Genomic DNA, 19,472 nt, shown 5'->3' on the forward strand with positions numbered 1-19,472 from the left:
ATTCCTTCTGTCCGTGACAACGGACTTTCTGCGACCGCCTCCTGATGACCCAGGCAGCCGGAGACTTGGAAGACCCGGCAGCACGGCCCGCCGCAGTCCCGCGTCGGGAGTTCTAAAAGGAGAGACGGAATGCCGACTGGCACCGTGAAATGGTTCAATACGACGAAGGGCTATGGCTTCATCGCCCCGGACGATGGCGGCAAAGATGTGTTCGTGCATATCTCGGCCGTTGAACGTGCCGGGCTGAAAGGCCTGAACGACAACCAGAAGATCGGCTACGAACTTCAATCCGGCCGCGACGGGCGTTCGTCGGCTTCGGACCTGCGCCTGCTCTAACAGCGCCACCATCATTCGGGCGGCCCGGAACACGCGTCATGCGGTTCCGGGCCGTTCCCATTCGTGGCTTGCAGTCCGCGGCCGGCTGGGAAACCGACGCCCGCCCCGGACCTCCTGCAGATGCAGGAGCAACCCGCGAGCCTGGCTGCCCCGAACGCCGGCCCGTCCTGGAAAAGCCTTGGTCTTCAGTCACCGCGGCAGGCAGGTAACTACGGGCCCGTTCCCGGTGCCTGCCGTTGAGGTGGGCAAGCGTCAGAGCCAGAGCTTCCGCACGTCTTCCTGCCAGCCAAGGGTCAGGCGATCCCCGCCCTCTATCACCGGCCGTTTCATGAGGGCCGGATGTGCGGCGAGGAGCGCCTGCGGAGACTGGCCACGCTCTTCCTCCGACAGGCCGCGCCATGTCGTCGAGGCCCTGTTGACGAGCTTGTCCCCGAAGGCTGTCAGAAAGCGCCCGATCTCCATGCCGGAGAGCGGTTGCTTGCGAATATCGTGAAAGGTGACGTCCTCCCTCTCCCGCAGGCTCGCCAGCGCCTTGCGGCAGGTGTCGCAGGTGGAAATGCCGTAAAGGGTGATCACTCCGCCTCTCCCCAGACGGCGGCGAACTCCCGCCATTCGCCCTTGGACATGCCGGAGGTTTCCTGGGTGACCGTCTCCCCCCGCAGGCGGCGCTGCAACACATCGACGCCTTTCGCCGAAAGCTGAACCGCCCCCATGCGGTAATCCTCGAACGCCGCATAAGCATGCGGAACCCAGTCCGCAACGATGCGGCAGATCGCATCGGCATAGACCCGGATTTCATATTGCGCGTGCGAATCAGCGCGAAGCCGCAGGAAGTGGAAGAGGTTGTGCAGGTCGGTCTTCCAGTACCACTGGGTATAGATGTTTGCGGGCAGGTTCATGCGGGCCAACTCGCGGGCGAGACCCTGCTGCCCCTCCTCGCTCAACATCGCCTCGTAATGGTCATAGGCGCGGCCCGCATCCTCCTTGAGCAAGGAAAGCACGCGCTCGGCCTCCTCCCCCTCCAGCACCTGATCGCGGCCCTGATGGTTCTTGCGCGACTGCGCGGCCAGATGCTCGGGCGCGGGAATGTAGAACTCCCTGTCCAGGATCGAGTAGCGGCCGGAATATTCGTTCACATTGGCCGTCCGGTGCCGGATCCACTGGCGCGCCACGAAGATCGGAAGCTTCACATGCAGCTTCACCTCGCACATCTCGAACGGCGTGGAGTGCCAGTGGCGCATGAGATAGCGGATCAGCCCCGCATCGTCCCGCGTGGCCTTGGTGCCTGCGCCGTAGCTCACACGGGCGGCCTGCACGATAGCGGCATCGTCGCCCATGTAATCCACTACGCGCACGAAGCCGTGGTCGAGCACCTCATGGGCAAGGTAGAGGTGCTTCTCCATCCCCTCCGACACAGCGCGCAGCGTCTGACGCGGGGTGGCACGCAGCGCATCGATCTGGGATTGCTGGTCGGGATTGATCGGCATGATGGGGTCTCCGATAGAATGGCCACAAGATATGGTGGGAACGTGGAGACCATAGCCCCCGTGACGCGCCCCGGCAAGCCGACTTCCAGACCGGAGCCGACTGCGCTAGTTTCAGGCACTACGCAAGGAGACGATATGAAATATCTGCATACGATGGTCCGGGTGCTGGATCTCGAAAAGTCTATGGCCTTCTATGGCCTGCTCGGGCTGCGGGAAATCCGGCGCATCGACAATGACAAGGGACGGTTCAGCCTGGTGTTCATGGCCGCGCCGGGAGATGAACAGGCGCCGGTCGAACTGACCTGGAACTGGGACGGCGACGCCGATCTTCCCTCCGACAGCCGCCACTTCGGCCATCTTGCCTACGAGGTGGAGGATATCTACGCGCTCTGCCAGAAGCTGATGGATCAGGGCGTGACCGTCAACCGACCGCCGCGCGACGGGCGCATGGCCTTCGTGCGCAGCCCCGACAATGTCTCCATCGAGCTTCTTCAGGCGGGCGAGCCGCTGGCTCCGGCGGAACCCTGGGCATCCATGCCGAGCACCGGGCACTGGTAAGCGCTCAGTAGATATAGCGGATCTGGTCCGTCCAGTACCGCTCCATCCGGCGGAGCGCCTCTCCGGTGGAGCGCAGACCCTGCGCATCCACCCGGCCCCGCGCTTCCAACCCGTCCACGTGACGGGCGAAAAGGTCCTCCATCGCCTTCCGCACCTCACGCCCCTTCGGCGTGAGGCTCACCCGCACCGAACGGCGGTCCATTTGCGAGCGCTGATGGTGCATGTAGCCCGTCTCTACGAGCTTCTTCAGATTGTAGCTCACGTTGGAGCCCTGATAGTAGCCGCGGCTTTTCAGTTCCCCCGCAGTCACCTCGTTCTCACCGATGTTGAACAGCAGCAGGGCCTGCACCGCGTTGATCTCCATCACGCCGACCCGCTCGAACTCATCCTTGATGACATCGAGCAGCAGGCGGTGCAGCCGTTCGATCAGGCTCAGGATGTCGAGATAGCCGGTGAACGGCAGGTCATCCGTGGGCGGCTGGGGCAGTTTCTGGACGATGGTCATGTCTCGCTCCGTCTGTCGCATTTGCAGCAGAATGGACACGAATTACCAATATCCGGTTAAGGAGGCGTCCGCCCCGCGTCAGCCGCGAAACCGCGCGTGAGCATGGGCGGCGATCCGGTCGAGCAGCGGGGAAAGCGTCTCCGGCGCTCCGCCCGAGACGACCCAGCGGTAGAGATCCTGATCGTTCTCCTCCAGCAGGTTCTCCAGCAGGTCGAGATCCTCTGGCGACAGACCCTCCAGAGCGCCATCCGCCCAGGGGCCGAGAATCAGGTCCATCTCCTTCATCCCGCGCCGCCATGACCGCATCCTGAGGCGTTTCAGCCGGTTTTCACGGGTCTCGGTCATGATCATCCTCTTCGGCCTTGATCGGACGCACGGCGCGCCCTAAAGCGGGCCGACCCTTCCCAGCCGGAGCCCCGCCATGCCCTTCCTGTCGGAAACGCTCGACCGCGTCAAACCCTCCCCCACGATCGCCGTGTCAAACCTCGCGCGCGAGCTTGCGGCGCAAGGCCGCGACATCATCGGCCTGTCGCAGGGGGAGCCGGATTTCGACACGCCCGAGAACATCAAGAACGCCGCCAAGCGCGCGATTGACGAGGGCAAGACCAAATACACCGCCGTGGACGGTATCCCCGAGCTCAAGAAGGCGATCTGCGCCAAGTTCGAGCGGGAAAACGGCCTGAGCTACAAACCCTCGCAGATAACGGTGAGCACGGGCGGCAAGCAGGTGCTCTACAATGCGCTGGTCGCCACGCTGAACGCGGGCGACGAGGTCATCATCCCCGCGCCCTACTGGGTATCCTATCCCGACATGGTGCTGCTTGCAGGCGGCGAGCCGGTGTTCATCGAAGGCCCGATGCAGACCGGCTACAAGATCACCGGGGAGCAGCTCGAAGCCGCGATCACACCCAAGACCAAGTGGTTCATCTTCAACTCGCCCTCCAACCCTTCCGGGGCAGGCTACAGCCGGGAGGAGCTGAAGGAGCTGACCGACGTGCTGATGCGCCATCCGCATGTCTGGGTGATGACCGACGACATGTATGAGCATCTGGTGTTCGGCGACTTCAAGTTCGTCACGCCCGCCGAGGTGGAGCCGGGGCTTTATGACCGCACCCTGACCTGCAACGGCGTGTCGAAGGCCTATGCGATGACCGGCTGGCGGATCGGCTATGCTGGCGGGCCGGAAATGCTCATCAAGGCGATGAGCAAGGTGCAGTCCCAATCGACCTCCAACCCCTGCTCGATCAGCCAGTGGGCGGCGGTGGAGGCGCTGAACGGCTCGCAGGACTACATCGCGGAGAGCCGCCTCGCCTTCGAGCGGCGCCGTGATCTGGTGGTCAGGATGCTGAACGAAGCGGACGGGATCACCTGCCCGGTGCCGGAGGGCGCGTTCTACGTCTATCCTTCCGTCGCGGGCTGCATCGGCAAGACCTCCCCCGCCGGGGCGGAGATCGTGGACGACGAGACCTTCGCCACCGCGCTGCTGGAGGAAAAGGGCGTGGCCGTGGTGTTCGGCGCGGCCTTCGGCCTGTCCCCCAACTTCCGCGTGAGCTACGCCACCTCCGACGCCGTGCTCGAAGAAGCCTGCACGCGGATCAAGGACTTCTGCGCCTCCCTGCGCTGAGCGCGCATTGGGTGGATTTCCACCCGCTGCCCGATCCATAATGGGTGGAGATCCACCCATCGCCTTTGGGGCCGGCTGGTTTTGACCGCCGGCCCCGATTGATTCGCACCCCTCCGGCGCGCATGCAGGCTGATATCCATTTCCGTCGCCAAGACGGATGGGACCGGCAAGGACGAGGAACCTGGCCGACCCGCGACACGCATGGGAGGATCAGCATGCACCCGACAACCACGGCTCCGGCGGAGCCGCTTCCCTTCTATCGTCACCTGTATTTTCAGGTGCTCGTGGCCATCGTCGCGGGTATCCTGCTCGGCCATTACTGGCCGCTGTTCGGCGAACAGCTGAAGCCCCTCGGCGATGCCTTCGTCCGGCTGGTGAAGATGATCATCGCTCCGGTGATCTTCCTCACCGTCTCCACCGGGATCGCCGGGATGACGGATATGAAGAAGGTCGGGCGCGTCGCGGGCAAGGCGATGCTCTACTTCCTGACCTTCTCCACGCTGGCGCTCATCATCGGCCTCATCGTTGCGAATACGCTGCATCCCGGGGCTGGCCTGCATATCGACCCGGCCTCGCTCGACGCTTCCGCCGTGCAGCAATACGCGGCAAAGGCCCATGATTCGACCATCACCGGGTTCCTGATGAACATCATCCCGACGACGCTGGTCGGCGCCTTCGCGGATGGCGACATCCTCCAGGTGCTGTTCATCTCCGTCCTTTTCGGGCTGGCGCTGGCGGCGGTGGGCGATCTGGGCCGACCGGTGACCGAGTTTCTTCAGCAGCTCACCGTCCCGGTGTTCAAGCTGGTGGCGATCCTGATGAAGGCCGCTCCCATCGGCGCCTTTGGCGCGATGGCCTTCACCATCGGCAAATACGGCATCGGCACGGTGGTGAACCTGTTCTTCCTGGTCGCGGTCTTCTACATCACCGCGCTGATCTTCGTGCTGGTCGTTCTGGGCGCGGTCGCGCGGTACAACGGCTTCTCCATCCTGAAGCTGATCGCCTATCTGAAGGAGGAGCTGCTGCTCGTCCTCGGCACGTCCTCCTCCGAAGCGGCGCTGCCCTCGCTCATGGAGAAGATGGAGCGTGCGGGCGCCTCCCGTTCCGTCGTCGGTCTGGTCGTGCCGACGGGTTACTCGTTCAACCTCGATGGCACGAACATCTACATGACGCTGGCCGCCCTGTTCATCGCGCAGGCGATGGACATCCACCTGAGCTGGGGGGAGCAGCTTCTGCTTCTGGCCGTGGCGATGCTGTCGTCCAAGGGCGCTGCGGGGATCACGGGCGCGGGCTTCATCACTCTTGCGGCAACGCTTTCCGTGGTGCCCTCGGTGCCCGTCGCCGGGATGACGCTGATCCTCGGGGTGGACAGGTTCATGTCGGAATGCCGCGCACTGACCAACTTCATCGGCAACGCCGTCGCCACCATCGTCGTTGCACGGTGGGAGAACGAGCTGGATACGGAAAAGCTGAACGCTGCCCTTGGCGGACATCCCGGCAAGGCCGATGGACGGCCCCTTCCCACCGGGCACATGCCGCCCGGTCTGAAGGATGCGGTACTGGCGGAAGACTGAGCATCAGGGGCGCGCCATTGGCGCGCCTTCTCATTCTCGGCGGAGCGCGCGCGTCCAGAACCGCAGGAGCAGCAGCATCGCGGCCAGGATCAGGCCCACGGCAAGCCCATACCAGATCCCCTGCGGCCCCAGCCCGAAATGGAAGCCCAGCAGATAGCTCGCCGGGACACCGACGATCCAGTAGCTGAGCCCGGCGATGAACATGGGCACCCGCGTATCCTGCACCCCACGCAACAGACCGAGCGCCATTACCTGCGCCGCATCGCCGAACTGGAACACCGCCGCGGCGGCCAGAAGCGCGGTTCCGATGGCGATGATCGCCTCCCGATCCGTCTCGGAGGGGGAGAGGAACAGTTCGATCAGCGGTCCGGGAATGGTCAGGATCGTCACGATGATGCCGACACCGCAGATCGCTGAAAGGCAGAGCGCCACAACCGCGCCGCGCCGCAGTTCCGGCCAGTTCCGCTCACCCAGAAAGCGGCCGGTGCGAACGGTGGCCGCGTTGGACAGGCCCACATGCAGCATGAAGGCAAGCGCGGTCAGCTCCATCGCGATGCCATGCGCGGCGAGCGGCTTCGGCCCGATCCAGCCCATCATGACCGCCGCCGCCGTGAACAGGCTGGACTCCGCCAGACTGGTCAGCCCGATCGGCCAGCCGAGCCAGAAGACCCGGCCGAATGCCTGCCAGTCGGGCTTCCAGATCCGCTGGAACAGCCGGTTGTGGCGCAGTTCGGGAAGCCATGCCGCGTAGAAGGCCAGCAGCCCCATCGTCACGAGCTGCACAAGGGCCGACGCCGTCGCCGCCCCCGCGATGCCCAGCTCGGGAAAACCCCAGTTGCCGAAGATCAGCGCCCAGTTCGCCACGATGTTCACCGCAAGCCCCGCAAGCGTCACCCAGAGCACGACCTGCGTCCGCCCCAGAGCCGCGAGATAGCTGCGCAGCACCATGACCACCAGCGCCGGGATGATCGCCGGGCCTACGATGCGGAGGTAGGTCTGCGCCAGCTCGGAAACCACCGGATCCTGCCCCAGCAGCCCGAAAAGCGGCCGCGACCAGAACATGACGGGGAGCAGCAGGATGCCGTAGAGCACGGACAGCCACATCCCCATCCGGGTCACGCGCCGGGCGGTGGTTTCATCCCTCGTGCCCGCGGCCTCCGCCACCAGCGGCATCACGGCCTGCGCAAATCCGGCGCCGAAATAGAACAACACCACGTAGGATGCGGTGGCCAGCGTCGCCGCCGCCAGTGCGGTGACATCATACCATCCGAGCATCACCGTATTGCTCACATGCAACGCCACCTGCGCGACATTGCTGCCGATCAGGGGGATACCAAGCGCAAGCAGCGCCTTGACATGCGAAAGGATCGGGATGCGGTCTGACATGGCAAGGGCCTCCGTATCGGAGGCCCGTGATCAGAGCAATCGTCTTTGTGCGGCGCTGTAACTCAGCGCGCGTCGTCCTTGCAAAAGGGCGTCGCCGGAATGAGGTCGAGCCTGTCTTCCGAGATACGCTTCCCGCAGATGGTGCAGTAGCCGTATTCGCCGTCGTCCAGCCGTTTGAGCGCCGCCTTGATCATGCGGATCTCATTCACCGCGGATTCGCTGAGACCGGTGAGCACTTCGTCGCCCTGTCGCTCGGACGCCTGATCTTCCCAGTCATCGCTGTCTTCGGAGCCGATTTCCTCGTCGATATCCTCGACGCGGTCTTCGAGTTCGGCAAGCCGTTCATCAAGCTGAGTACGGCGTTCGGCATCCGATTTCATCTGGCTCTCCCTTGTCAGAATTCCGCCCTGACAACGCATCAGGGCGGGTTTCGGTTCAAATGGCCAGCATCGAATGACCGTGCGGCCTATTTCTCCACGGTGACCTTGGCCATCCAGTCGGGATCGGTCACGACACCGTTGCGGCTGCTGTTGCCGCGCTTGATCTTGTTCACGACATCCATGCCTTCGACCACGCGGCCGACGACGGTATATTGCCCGTCAAGATGCGGAGCGTCATCGAACATGATGAAGAACTGACTGTTCGCCGAATTGGGATCCTGCGACCGCGCCATGCCGACCGTGCCGCGCTTGAACGGCTGGTTGGAGAATTCCGCCGGCAGGTTCGGCAGGTCGGAACCGCCCATCCCTGCCCGCGAGGTATCGCCGGCATGCTTGCCGAACTGCACATCGCCGGTCTGGGCCATGAAGCCCTCGATGACCCGGTGGAACACGACGCCGTCGTAATTTCCGGCCTCGGCCAGCGCGACGATGCGTTTGACATGCTCGGGCGCAACATCGGGGAGCAGGTCGATCACCACGCGGCCCTTCGCCTGCCCCTCCACCTGGATCACCAGATCCGGGCCGGGACCATCCTCCGCCGCCGCATCCGCCCGGCCCAGGAAGGTCGCGCCGATGCTGAACGTGCCGAAGGTCGCAAGGGCGACGGCAACCGCCGCCCCGAAGAACATCCCGCGCCGGACGAGGTCGTTCTCAGCCATCCGCGGCGACCTTGACGGAGATCATGCGGTCCGGCTCTGCCGGCGGCTCGCCCCGTTTGATCTTGTCCACGTTCTCCATCCCCTCGATCACGCGGCCATAGACCGTGTATTGACCGTTCAGGAAATGGTTGTCCTTGAAATTGATGAAGAACTGGCTGTTGGCCGAGTTCGGGTCCATCGCGCGGGCGGCGCCCAGCGTTCCACGATCATGCGGCAGGCGGGAGAATTCCGCCGGAAGGTCCGGCAGGTCCGACCCGCCGGTGCCCGCGCGCCGCAGGTTGAACGTCTCGACGGTCGCGTTGCCGTTCTCCACATCGCCCGTCTGGGCCATGAACCCGTCGATCACGCGATGGAACACGACACCGTCGTATTTGCCCGCGCGGGCGAGTTCCTTCATGCGCTCCGCATGTTTGGGAGCGACATCGGGGAGAAGCTCAATGACGACGGGGCCGTCCTTCAGCTCGATGATAATTGTGTTTTCCGGATCCTTGATCTCGGCCATGGCCTGCCCTCCTTGGCTTTGGGCGCAACCTAGTAGCTGGAACCCGCAAGGAAAAGGGTAAAGCGTCGTCTCCGGTCACCGACACAGACATATGGGCGAGTTGACGCACACCACCCCTTCGGGCGAGATACCGCGGCGACCACTGCGAGGAACAGCACATGGCTTGGAAAACGCTCGACGATTTCGACCTGAAAGACAAACGCGTCCTCATCCGGGTGGACGTGAACGTCCCCGTGGCGGACGGCAAGGTGACCGATGCCACGCGAATCGAGAAGATCGCGCCCACCATCCGCTCCGTGCTGGACAAGGGCGGCAGGCCGATCCTGCTCGCGCATTTCGACCGCCCGAAAGGAAAGGTCGTACCGTCGATGTCGCTCAAGGTAATCATGCCGGCGATGGAAAAGGCCTTCGGCACCAAGGTCGTCTTCGCAGAGGACTGCACCGGCTCCCGCGCGGAGGAGGTGATCGAGAAGGCCCGCCCGGGTGAGGTCGTGCTGCTCGAAAACACCCGCTTCCACGAGGGGGAGGAGAAGAACGACCCGGTCTTTGCCCGGGAGCTTGCCCGGCTGGGCGACATCTATATCAACGATGCCTTCTCCGTCTCTCACCGCGCCCATGCCTCGGTCGAGGCCATCACGAAGCTCCTCCCCTCCGGCGCGGGGCGGCAGATGGAGGCGGAACTGAACGCGCTGGCCGCGGCGCTCGGCGATCCGAAACGGCCGCTGGTGGCGATCGTGGGCGGAGCGAAGGTGTCCACCAAGCTCGACCTGCTGGGCAATCTGGTGACCAAGGTGGACCATCTCGTCATCGGCGGCGGGATGGCGAACACCTTCCTCGTCGCGCAAGGCAAGCAGATCGGCAAGTCGCTTGCCGAACCCGACATGGCGGATACCGCACGCGACATCCTCGCCCGTGCGAAGGCGGCCAACTGCACCATCCACCTGCCGGTCGATATTGTCGTGGCACGTGAGTTCAAGGCGAATGCGCCGCATGAAATCCTGCCCGCCGACGACTGCCCGGCGGACGCGATGATCCTCGACGCCGGACCGCAGACGGTGAAGGCGCTGGAGAAGGTGTTCGACGCCTGCCGGACGCTGATCTGGAACGGACCGCTCGGCGCATTCGAGCTTGAACCGTTCGACAGGGCAACGACCGGCGCCGCACGCTATGCGGCCAAGCTGACGCGGGAGGGCAGCCTCGTCTCCGTCGCCGGTGGCGGCGATACGGTGGCCGCGCTGAACAAGGCAGGGGTGGCGGGTGACTTTACCTATATCTCCACCGCCGGCGGGGCGTTTCTGGAGTGGATGGAGGGCAAGGAATTGCCGGGCGTCAAGGCGTTGGACATGGTCTGACGCCTCCGGGCAACCGTTAGCGCCACCAGAGATTGCGGGGCCGCGACGCTCCGGCTAGACCTGAAAATGACGCCCCTCCAAGCCATTTTCAGGGATATGACCATGCCGAATGCTAAACAGGCCGAGCAGATCAAGAAGGGCGCGGGGTTCATCGCCGCGCTCGACCAGTCTGGCGGATCCACCCCCAAGGCGCTCCGGCTCTACGGTATCGAAGAAAGCGCCTATTCGGGCGAGACCGAGATGTTCGACCTGATCCACGCCATGCGCGCGCGGATCATCAAGTCCCCCGCTTTCACCGGTGACAAGGTCGTGGGCGCGATCCTGTTCGAGCAGACCATGGACCGGGATATCGACGGCACGCCGACCGCGACCTATCTGTGGGAAACCCGCAGCGTGGTGCCGTTCCTGAAGATCGACAAGGGGCTTGAGGCCGAAGCCGACGGCGTGCAGCTCATGAAGCCGATGCCGGGGCTGGACGCGCTGCTCGACAGGGCGGCGAAGGCCGGGATCTTCGGCACCAAGGAACGCTCCGTGGTGAACGCGGCGAACCCGGTGGGGATCCAGAAGATCGTGGATCAGCAGTTCGAGGTGGGCGAGCAGGTTCTGGCCCACGGGCTTGTCCCGATCCTCGAACCGGAGGTGACGATCTCCATCGCCGACAAGGCGGAGGCGGAATCGCTGCTGCGCGACGCGCTGCTCCAGGGGCTGGAGACCGTTTCCGCGCCGGTGATGCTGAAACTCTCGCTGCCTACCGTTCCGAACTTCTACAAGCCGCTGGTCGATCATCCGAAAGTGCTGAAGGTCGTGGCGCTCTCCGGCGGCTACAGCCGGGAGGAGGCGAACGCCAAGCTGGCGCAGAACACCGGGATCATCGCTTCCTTCTCCCGCGCGTTGACGCAAGGCTTGTCGGCGAAGCAGGCCGATGCGGATTTCGACCGTGTTCTGGGTGAGACCGTGCAGACCACCTACGAGGCGTCCATCGCGGGCTGAGCCCCGTACGGTGGATCATAAAGGCCCCCTTCGCGGGGGCCTTTTTCATGCGCTAACAGGCTGCTGAAAAAGCCCTGAAGTGTCATGCTATGCGCCGGAAATCGGAAAATCTGCCCGGAAACGCCCGGAAATATATGGATTTCCGGCTGGATTTCTTCAGATGGCGAACGATTTCCACTTCAACACCGGCCAAAAAGCCTTTTTCAGCGGCCTGTAAAGTTCTCTACTCTCCCTGGCCTGCGGCATGGATGCGAAAGGCGTCGGGGCGGAACTGACCAGCCGCGAGGGGGCTACTCCAGGGGCACGGGCTGCTCCATGCAGATGTTCTCCAAGGAGCGCCACTTCTACGGCGGCCATGGCATCGTGGGAGCGCAGGTGACGATCTTTATGCTCTGAAAATCGGAAATCTGCCCTGTGATGACTCCGATTGTGGAGATTGCGGCCTGGATTTCGTCAGATTGCGGTCGATTTCCGGCCCAGCAGGTCTGAAAGACTTTCGGCCACCCGCTAAAGCCAATCCAGAATGCCCCCGGTGTCGAGACCGGAGACGCTGCCCGGTATCCGGCCGCTCTCCCCCTCCACCCGCGTCATCATATGCCCGCCGGAAACCGCCGCATCGCCCGCACGAAGGAGCAGGCTCGCCGTCAGCAGCACGGCCAGCCGCTCGACGAACCAGCGCGCCTCCGCCTCCTCCGGCAGCCCCGGCCAGCGCGCCGCATGGGCGGTCAGCGCCCGATCGTAGCGGGAATCGCCGCCCCGCGCCGCCTCCAGTTCAGCCTGCAACGCCGCGGCGGCAGCCGGGTCGCGGGCCAGCGTCCGCAGGATGTCGAGGCAGATGACGTTGCCAGACCCCTCCCAGATGCCATTCAGCGGGGCCTCGCGGTAAAGAAGCGGCAGGCCGGTATCTTCGACATAGCCCATGCCGCCCCGGACTTCCAAAGCCTCGCCAACCACTACGGGGCAGCGTTTGTTGGCGATGAACTTGGCCAGCGCCACCCCGATCCGGGCAAAGGCGGCATCGCCCTCATCGAAGGCCCGCGCAACGCGAAAGCCAAGCGCCACGGCGCCCAGCCAGTCGAGAGCGAGATCCGCCAGCACGGCGCGCATCAATGGCTGGTCGATGAGCCGCCGCTGAAAGGCCCGCCTGCCCGAGACCCAGTCCCGCGCCTCCACCAGCGCGGCCCGCATCAGGCCCGCGGGCGCCAGCGCCGTATCCAGCCGCGTGTGATGCACCATTGCGATGATGGTCGCCACGCCCCGCCCCGGCTCCCCCACAGGCTCCGCGAAGGCCCCTTCATATTCGATCTCCGCCGAGGCGTTGGAGCGGTTGCCGAGCTTGTCCTTCAGCCGCCGCAGACGGATAGCGTTCCGCCCGTCCTCCAGCCAGCGGGGGACGAGAAAGCAGGTCAACCCCTCCTCCGCCTGCGCCAGCGTGAGGAACCCGTCCGACATCGGCGCGGAGCAGAACCACTTGTGCCCCGTGAGCCGCCAGCCCCCGTCTGTCCGCTCCGCGCGGGTGGAGGAGCCGCGCAGGTCCGACCCGCCCTGTTTCTCCGTCATCGCCATGCCGAGCGTCAGACCCGCCTTCTCCCCCGCCGGCAGCAGGCGGGGATCGTAGTCGCGGGACCGGAGGCCCGGCAGCCAGCGCGCCGCAATCTCCGGCGCCGCACCGAGGGCCGCCGACGCAGCATAGGTCATGGTCATCGGGCAGCAGCTGCCGGGTTCCACCTGACTGTGAAGATAGACCAACGCCGCATGGCTCACGTGCCCGCCACGCGCGCCTTCCCAAGGAAGTGCCGCATAGCCCGCCCCCAGCCCCAGCCGCAGAAAGTCGTGATACGCGGGGTGGAAGTGCACCTCATCGCAGCGCCGTCCGGCCATATCGTAAAGCCGCAGCTCAGGCGCGACACGGTTGGCATCCCGCGCCGCCTCCCGCCAAGCCGCGCGTCCGAGTTCGCCCCCGTGGCGGGCAAGAAACTCCGCATCGCCCCCCTCCCGGTTCACGGAGGCGCGCAGGGCCGGATCGTCCCGCCACAGATCACGGTTCCCCGGCGGGTCGGGCTGGTTCTCCACCTCATGCGTGGACAGACGGCTGACAGGTTGCATGGCTCCCCTCCCCCAACCAGTCCCCTGAGCCTAGGCGATCCGCTGCACGGAGCAAGGGCGCAACGCGCGCAGATGGTTGCATTCCGCCGTGCCTGTGCGACACTCTAGCGTGGAAACGTCCGCGAGAGACGCTATGACGAACCCCGGCAGGACACCCGGCGGAGGGACAGGATGATGAGCAGCCAGCGAAAGCGCCCCCCGCTCGGAGCGGTGATGTATTTCGTGGTCGCGGGCACGCTGGCGACCTATTTCACCTTCGCCGCCGTTCAGGGGGATCACGGCGTGTTCAGCCGGGTTCAGATCATGGCCGAAGCGGAAAAGCTCACCGAGGAGCGTGACCGGCTGAAGTCGGAGGTGGACGAGTTGCGCAACCGTACGCGGCGGCTCTCCGACCAGTATCTCGACCTCGATCTGCTCGACCAGCAGGCGCGCGACGTGCTGGGCTATACGCGGCAGGACGAGATCGTCATCCGCTGAACCAGCGGGACATCAACACCGGCGAACGGGAACCAGGGGGCAGTCTGCCCCCTTTTCCCACTCGCAGGACAGGTCGCGGGGCGGGGTAGCGCATGCCCGGCTTGCCATCTTCCGAAAATGGTTTAATGGTGAACTATTACCCAGAGGGAGCAGTTGCGCATGGCCGCCAGGAAACCCGCCGAGAAGCCCAACGTGTCCAAGGACGAGCTTCTCCAATACTATCGGGAGATGCTGCTGATCCGCCGGTTCGAGGAAAAGGCGGGACAGCTTTACGGAATGGGCCTCATCGGAGGCTTTTGTCACCTTTACATCGGGCAGGAGGCCGTCGTCGTCGGTCTGGAAGCCGCAGCGGAAGAGGGCGACAAGCGTGTCACCTCCTACCGCGACCACGGGCACATGCTGGCCTGTGGCATGGATGCGAAAGGGGTCATGGCGGAACTGACCGGCCGGGAGGGGGGCTACTCCAAGGGCAAGGGCGGCTCCATGCACATGTTTTCCAAGGAGCGCCACTTCTACGGCGGCCATGGCATCGTGGGCGCGCAGGTGCCGATCGGCGCGGGCCTTGCCTTCGCTGACAAGTATCTGGGCAATGGCCGCGTTACCTTCGCCTATTTCGGCGACGGGGCGGCCAACCAGGGCCAGGTCTATGAGACCTACAACATGGCCGAACTGTGGAGCCTGCCGGTGGTTTTCGTGATCGAGAACAACCAGTATGCCATGGGCACGAGCGTCAAACGCTCCACCAAGTCCAAGACCCTGTTCGGCCGCGGCGAGGCTTTCGGCATTCCCGGCGAACAGGTAGACGGCATGGATGTGCTGGCCGTGCGCGCCGCTGGCGAGAAGGCCGTCGCGCACTGCCGCGCGGGGAACGGGCCGTATATCCTTGAAGTCATGACCTATCGCTACCGCGGCCACTCCATGTCGGACCCCGCGAAGTACCGCACGCGTGAGGAAGTGCAGAAGATGCGCGAAGAACGCGATGCCATCGAACACGTGCGGGAGTTGCTGCTGACGGGCGGCCACGCGACGGAGGACGACCTCAAGGCCATCGACAAGGAGATCAAGGGCATCGTGAACGAGGCCGCCGAATTCTCCAAGGAAAGCCCGGAGCCCGATCTCTCCGAACTCTACACCGATATCTACGCCTGAGGGGAAAGACAGAATGGCAACCGAGATCCTGATGCCCGCCCTGTCTCCCACGATGGAGGAAGGCACGCTCGCGAAATGGCTGGTCAAGGAGGGGGACGAGGTGTCCTCCGGCCAGATCATCGCGGAAATCGAAACCGACAAGGCCACGATGGAATTCGAGGCCGTGGATGAAGGCACGGTCGGCAAGATCCTCATCCCCGAGGGCACCGCCGGGGTGAAGGTCAACACCCCCATCGCAGTGCTGGTGGTGGAAGGCGAGAGCGCCGACACCGCGACACCCGCCCCGGCGAAGTCAGAGACGCCCTCCGAAGCGAAGGCTCCGGCGGAAGCGAAGGCCACATCTGCCGTGGAAGCCGCGCCGCATCCGCAGAAGGCCGCCGACACCACGCCGGACTGGCCGGACGGCACGCCGATGAAAACCATGACCGTGCGCGAGGCGCTCCGCGAGGCCATGGCGGAGGAAATGCGCGCCGACGACACCGTCTTCCTGATGGGCGAGGAAGTCGGCGAATACCAGGGCGCTTACAAGATCAGCCAGGGGCTGCTGGACGAATTCGGCGCGCGCCGTGTTGTGGACACGCCCATCACGGAGCACGGCTTCGCCGGTATCGGCGTCGGCGCGGCTTTCGGCGGGCTGAGGCCGATCGTGGAGTTCATGACGTTCAACTTCGCCATGCAGGCGATCGACCAGATCATCAACTCCGCCGCCAAGACGCTCTACATGTCGGGCGGTCAGATGGGATGTCCGATCGTGTTCCGCGGCCCGAACGGCGCCGCTGCCCGCGTGGGCGCCCAACACAGCCAGGACTATGCCGCATGGTATGCGCAGATCCCCGGCCTGAAGGTGGTGCAGCCCTATTCCGCGGCCGATGCCAAGGGCCTGCTCAAATCCGCGATCCGCGACCCGAACCCGGTCATCTTCCTTGAGAACGAAATCCTCTACGGCCGCTCCTTCGAGGTGCCGGATCTCGAAGATTTCACCATCCCCTTCGGCAAGGCGAAAATCTGGCGGGAGGGCACGGATGTCACCATCGTCTCCTTCGGCATCGGGATGAGCCATGCGCTGGCGGCGGCGGACAAGCTGGCGGAGGAAGGCATCTCGGCGGAGGTCATTGACCTGCGCACGCTGCGGCCGATCGACTACGACACGATCCTCACCTCCGTGCAGAAGACCAACCGCTGCGTGACGGTGGAGGAAGGTTTCCCCGTCGGTTCCATCGGCAACCACCTGTCGGCCTATATCATGGAGAACGCGTTCGACTGGCTCGACGCACCCGTGATCAACTGCGCGGGCAAGGACGTGCCCATGCCCTATGCCGCTAACCTTGAGAAACTGGCGCTGATCACCGCGGACGATGTCGTCGCGGCGGTCAAGAAAGTCACCTACCGCTGAAGGGGGAGAGAATGGCGACTGAAATCCTGATGCCCGCCCTGTCTCCCACGATGGAGGAGGGGACGCTCGCGAAATGGCTGGTCAAGGAGGGGGACACCGTCTCCTCCGGAGACATCCTCGCGGAAATAGAAACCGACAAGGCCACGATGGAATTCGAGGCTGTGGACGAGGGGGTCATCGGCAAGATCCTCGTCCCGGAAGGCACTGCGGGCGTGAAAGTGAACGCGCCCATCGCCGTGCTGGTGGAGGAAGGCGAGAGTGTGGAGGATGCGCCCGCATCCAAGGCCGCGCCCAAGGCGGAGGAGGCCCCGAAGCAGGCCGCCGCGGTGCCCGAGGCTCCTCCCAAGGCTTCTGAAAAAGCGCCCGCGCGTGCAGCGGGAGAGCGGGTCTTCGCCTCCCCCCTCGCCCGCCGGATCGCTGCGGAAAAGGGCATTGATCTTGCCGCCCTCTCCGGCTCCGGCCCGCATGGCCGGATCGTGAAGGCGGATGTGGAGACGGCGAAACCCGGCAAGCCGGCCAGTGCCCCCGCGACGGCGGAGGCCAAGGCATCCGCACCGGAGCAGAAGCCCGAACCGCAGAAAGCGGCCATGCCGACCGGCGCCTCTGCAGACACGGTCAAGAAGCTCTACGCGGACCGCGATTATGAGGAAGTGACGCTCGACGGGATGCGCCGGACCATCGCCGCGCGGCTGACCGAGGCCAAGCAGACCATCCCGCATTTCTATCTGCGCCGCGACATCCGGCTCGACGCGCTGATGGAGTTCCGCCAGACCCTCAACCACCAGCTTGCGGGCCGGGGGGTGAAGCTGTCGGTCAACGACTTCATCATCAAGGCGGGCGCAGTCGCGTTGCAGCAGGTGCCGGATGCCAATGCCGTCTGGGCGGGAGACCGCATCCTGAAGCTGAAGCCGTCCGACGTGGCGGTGGCCGTGGCGGTGGAGGGCGGGCTGTTCACGCCGGTCATCCGCGACGCGGACAAGAAGTCTCTCTCCGCCCTGTCGGCGGAGATGCGCGACCTTGCCCATCGGGCGCGGGACCGCAAGCTCGCGCCGCAGGAATATCAGGGCGGCAGCTTCGCGATCTCCAACCTTGGCATGTACGGGATCGACAATTTCGATGCCGTCATCAACCCGCCGCACGGGTCCATCCTCGCCGTCGGAGCGGGCGTCAAGAAGCCGGTCGTCGGCAAGGATGGTGAGATAGAAGTGGCCACGGTCATGTCCGTCACACTCTCCGTCGATCACCGGGTGATCGATGGGGCATTGGGGGCGGAATTCCTCAAGGCCATGGCGGATCTGCTGGAAAATCCGATCCTGATGGTGGCCTGACTGTTTTCCCGCCTTACGGGCGGGGAAATTCCTGACCTTTTCGGCTCCCTGCCTTACGGGTAGGGAGCCTCTTTGCCGGCCACCTGCGGCCCCTTCCGCGACGGCGCCTTCTATGACGCGCGCCCCTAGCAGGCTGCTGAGAAAGTCGTGGGCATACCCGGCCTTGCGTTGAAAACCAGGAACTCGGTCCGGTCACGAGCCAAACCTGCAGTTTCCGGGGGTTTTTCAACCATGTGGAGAAAGATCTCCGCCCCGGAGCAACCTTGAGGTCCTCTTTCAGCACCCTGCCAACAGGACGCTGAAAAGTCGGCGCCTCCCCAAGCTTGCATTGAAAGCCAAAAACTGTCCCGTCACGCGCCAGAACGTGCAGTTTCCGGGGCACTCCTCAACCATGTGGAGAAAGATCTCCGCCCCGGAGCAGCCTCGGGATACTTTTTCAGCACCCTGTTAAAGACCCTCGCGCATGCACGGAGAGAATCGCGGCAAGCGCCTCTCCACCCGGCGGATCGTTTGCAGGGTCAGGCGGTTGATCACCTTGGCTGGCTCTGCGACACCGACTTTCCACCCAGACGGACCATGAGCCTCGGGGCGACCCCGCAAAACATCTGGACCCCGCGCGGCGCGACCTCTACGCTTCGGCGTAACACGTCTGGTCCCAATGCTCCGCTTCACCCTGTCCCGCATCACCTCGCTCCTGTTGAGCCTCATCGTTGCGAGCGTGGCGATCTTCGCCGTGATCGAGAGCGTGCCCGGTGATCCGGCCACCTTCATGCTGGGCATGAACGCAGAGCCCGACACCATTGCCGCCCTGCGCCGGGAAATGGACCTGGACCGGCCCGTCGCCGAGCGATACCTGCGCTGGATGGGCGGTATGACGACAGGCGATTTTGGCACATCCTATACGTATCGCGTACCGGTGAGAGAGCTGATCGGACAGCGGGTTGCCGTCTCCCTCCCCCTCGCTCTCTATGCGCTTGTGTTGAGTGTTCTCATAGGTCTGCCGGCCGGCCTGCTTGCGGCATCGCGCCGGGGAAGCGTGACCGACTGGTCGGTGATGGGCGTGACACAGCTTGGCATCGCGGTGCCGAACTTCTGGTTCGCGATGTTGCTGGTCCTGCTCTTTTCGATCACGCTCCGCTGGTTCCCCTCCGGCGGCTTTCCGGGCTGGGGCGCGGGTCTTTGGCCGGTGGTGAAGTCGCTGACGCTTCCAGCCATCGCCCTCGCGCTGCCGCAGGCTTCCATCCTCGCGCGCATCATGCGGTCTGCGTTGATAGAAACGCTGGGGCAGGATTACATCCGCACCGCGCGCGCCAAGGGGCTGAGCCTCCGCCGCGCCATTCTGGGCCACGCGCTCCGCAACGCGCTGATTCCGGTCCTGACAATTCTGGGGCTGCAGTTCTCCTTTCTGCTGGCGGGCGCAATCATCATTGAGAACGTGTTCTATCTTCCAGGCCTCGGGCGGCTGATCTTTCAGGGCATCACCCAGCGGGATCTGATCGTCGTGCGCTCGGCTGTCATGCTGCTGGTGTTCACCGTCATCGTGGTGAACTTCCTGACTGATCTGGCCTATATGCTCATCGATCCCCGGTTGAGGGCGCGCGCGTGA

20 protein-coding genes and 1 pseudogene are annotated in these 19,472 nt (G+C 64.5%); 12 read left to right on the top strand and 9 right to left on the bottom strand.

Annotation, left to right across the window (positions count from 1 at the left end):
- Positions 1-129 precede the first annotated feature (129 nt).
- Positions 130-336 (top strand): cold-shock protein, encoded by a 207-nt coding sequence (locus CDV49_RS14640; RefSeq protein ID WP_035706451.1) that lies wholly within the window; start codon positions 130-132, stop codon positions 334-336.
- A gap of 252 nt (positions 337-588) precedes the next feature.
- Here CDV49_RS14640 and CDV49_RS14645 read toward each other — a convergent pair whose 3' ends face one another.
- Together CDV49_RS14645 and thyX are read right to left on the bottom strand one after the other, a co-directional pair.
- A complete protein-coding gene (locus CDV49_RS14645; protein ID WP_088216269.1) occupies positions 589-909 on the bottom strand; it encodes an arsenate reductase family protein in 321 nt (106 codons plus the stop codon).
- On the bottom strand, positions 909-1,823 hold the full coding sequence (gene thyX, locus CDV49_RS14650; RefSeq protein ID WP_088216166.1) for an FAD-dependent thymidylate synthase: 915 nt from the start codon (positions 1,821-1,823) through the stop codon (positions 909-911). Before thyX ends, CDV49_RS14645 begins: the two co-directional genes overlap by 1 nt.
- Positions 1,824-1,958: 135 nt before the next feature.
- Here thyX and CDV49_RS14655 point away from each other — a divergent pair, with 135 nt between their 5' ends.
- Positions 1,959-2,381, top strand: a complete 423-nt coding sequence (locus CDV49_RS14655) for a VOC family protein (RefSeq protein WP_088216167.1) — start codon at positions 1,959-1,961, stop codon at positions 2,379-2,381.
- 4 nt (positions 2,382-2,385) lie between these two features.
- On the opposite strand, the gene CDV49_RS14660 is transcribed toward CDV49_RS14655, so the two are convergent.
- Together CDV49_RS14660 and CDV49_RS14665 are read right to left on the bottom strand one after the other, a co-directional pair.
- The gene (locus tag CDV49_RS14660) at positions 2,386-2,886 is read right to left on the bottom strand and encodes a MarR family winged helix-turn-helix transcriptional regulator (RefSeq protein WP_088216168.1); all 501 of its coding nucleotides are present in this window, start codon (positions 2,884-2,886) and stop codon (positions 2,386-2,388) included.
- 78 nt (positions 2,887-2,964) lie between these two features.
- Positions 2,965-3,231 (bottom strand): FAD assembly factor SdhE, encoded by a 267-nt coding sequence (locus CDV49_RS14665; protein ID WP_088216270.1) that lies wholly within the window; start codon positions 3,229-3,231, stop codon positions 2,965-2,967.
- 76 nt (positions 3,232-3,307) lie between these two features.
- Here CDV49_RS14665 and CDV49_RS14670 point away from each other — a divergent pair, with 76 nt between their 5' ends.
- Together CDV49_RS14670 and CDV49_RS14675 are read left to right on the top strand one after the other, a co-directional pair.
- On the top strand, positions 3,308-4,510 hold the full coding sequence (locus CDV49_RS14670; RefSeq protein WP_035740783.1) for a pyridoxal phosphate-dependent aminotransferase: 1,203 nt from the start codon (positions 3,308-3,310) through the stop codon (positions 4,508-4,510).
- 215 nt (positions 4,511-4,725) lie between these two features.
- A complete protein-coding gene (locus CDV49_RS14675) occupies positions 4,726-6,084 on the top strand; it encodes a dicarboxylate/amino acid:cation symporter (protein ID WP_088216169.1) in 1,359 nt (452 codons plus the stop codon).
- 30 nt (positions 6,085-6,114) lie between these two features.
- On the opposite strand, the gene CDV49_RS14680 is transcribed toward CDV49_RS14675, so the two are convergent.
- From CDV49_RS14680 to CDV49_RS14695, 4 genes are all read right to left on the bottom strand, one after another.
- Entirely contained in the window at positions 6,115-7,470 is a 1,356-nt protein-coding gene (locus CDV49_RS14680; protein ID WP_088216170.1) for an MATE family efflux transporter, read from the bottom strand.
- A 62-nt stretch (positions 7,471-7,532) separates the two neighbouring features.
- Complete coding sequence (locus CDV49_RS14685; protein WP_088216171.1) at positions 7,533-7,850, bottom strand: TraR/DksA family transcriptional regulator; 318 nt, start codon at positions 7,848-7,850, stop codon at positions 7,533-7,535.
- A gap of 86 nt (positions 7,851-7,936) precedes the next feature.
- Positions 7,937-8,569, bottom strand: coding sequence for a peptidylprolyl isomerase (locus CDV49_RS14690; protein ID WP_256947357.1), 633 nt, complete (start codon positions 8,567-8,569; stop codon positions 7,937-7,939).
- Positions 8,562-9,071 carry a peptidylprolyl isomerase gene (locus CDV49_RS14695; RefSeq protein WP_035740777.1) on the bottom strand — a complete coding sequence of 170 codons (510 nt, stop codon included), beginning with the start codon at positions 9,069-9,071 and terminating at the stop codon, positions 8,562-8,564. The genes CDV49_RS14690 and CDV49_RS14695 overlap by 8 nt, the downstream gene beginning before the upstream one ends.
- Before the next feature lie 158 nt (positions 9,072-9,229).
- On the opposite strand from CDV49_RS14695, the gene CDV49_RS14700 reads away from it, so the two are divergent.
- The 3 genes and pseudogenes from CDV49_RS14700 to CDV49_RS20940 form a co-directional block, all read left to right on the top strand.
- Positions 9,230-10,423, top strand: coding sequence for a phosphoglycerate kinase (locus CDV49_RS14700; protein WP_088216172.1), 1,194 nt, complete (start codon positions 9,230-9,232; stop codon positions 10,421-10,423).
- A gap of 102 nt (positions 10,424-10,525) precedes the next feature.
- A complete protein-coding gene (locus CDV49_RS14705; RefSeq protein ID WP_088216272.1) occupies positions 10,526-11,413 on the top strand; it encodes a fructose bisphosphate aldolase in 888 nt (295 codons plus the stop codon).
- A 232-nt stretch (positions 11,414-11,645) separates the two neighbouring features.
- A pseudogene (locus CDV49_RS20940) lies at positions 11,646-11,797 on the top strand (pyruvate dehydrogenase (acetyl-transferring) E1 component subunit alpha); the annotation flags it as partial.
- A 123-nt stretch (positions 11,798-11,920) separates the two neighbouring features.
- On the opposite strand, the gene CDV49_RS14710 reads toward CDV49_RS20940, so the two are convergent.
- Positions 11,921-13,519: an acyl-CoA dehydrogenase family protein gene (locus CDV49_RS14710; protein WP_088216173.1), complete on the bottom strand. Its 1,599-nt coding sequence runs from the start codon at positions 13,517-13,519 to the stop codon at positions 11,921-11,923.
- Between the two features lie 174 nt (positions 13,520-13,693).
- Here CDV49_RS14710 and CDV49_RS14715 point away from each other — a divergent pair, with 174 nt between their 5' ends.
- The 5 genes from CDV49_RS14715 to CDV49_RS14735 all read left to right on the top strand — a co-directional run bounded on the left by CDV49_RS14715 (position 13,694) and on the right by CDV49_RS14735 (position 19,472).
- Complete coding sequence (locus CDV49_RS14715; protein WP_088216273.1) at positions 13,694-13,996, top strand: FtsB family cell division protein; 303 nt, start codon at positions 13,694-13,696, stop codon at positions 13,994-13,996.
- A 159-nt stretch (positions 13,997-14,155) separates the two neighbouring features.
- Entirely contained in the window at positions 14,156-15,145 is a 990-nt protein-coding gene (gene pdhA, locus CDV49_RS14720; protein WP_088216174.1) for a pyruvate dehydrogenase (acetyl-transferring) E1 component subunit alpha, read from the top strand.
- Positions 15,146-15,158: 13 nt separating this feature from the next.
- A complete protein-coding gene (locus CDV49_RS14725; protein WP_088216175.1) occupies positions 15,159-16,538 on the top strand; it encodes a pyruvate dehydrogenase complex E1 component subunit beta in 1,380 nt (459 codons plus the stop codon).
- Between the two features lie 11 nt (positions 16,539-16,549).
- Positions 16,550-17,866 (top strand): pyruvate dehydrogenase complex dihydrolipoamide acetyltransferase, encoded by a 1,317-nt coding sequence (locus CDV49_RS14730; protein WP_088216176.1) that lies wholly within the window; start codon positions 16,550-16,552, stop codon positions 17,864-17,866.
- A 658-nt stretch (positions 17,867-18,524) separates the two neighbouring features.
- Positions 18,525-19,472 (top strand): ABC transporter permease, encoded by a 948-nt coding sequence (locus tag CDV49_RS14735; protein WP_088216177.1) that lies wholly within the window; start codon positions 18,525-18,527, stop codon positions 19,470-19,472.

The sequence above is a fragment of the Haematobacter genomosp. 1 genome (assembly GCF_002196855.1).
In the GTDB taxonomy this organism is placed as follows: domain Bacteria; phylum Pseudomonadota; class Alphaproteobacteria; order Rhodobacterales; family Rhodobacteraceae; genus Haematobacter.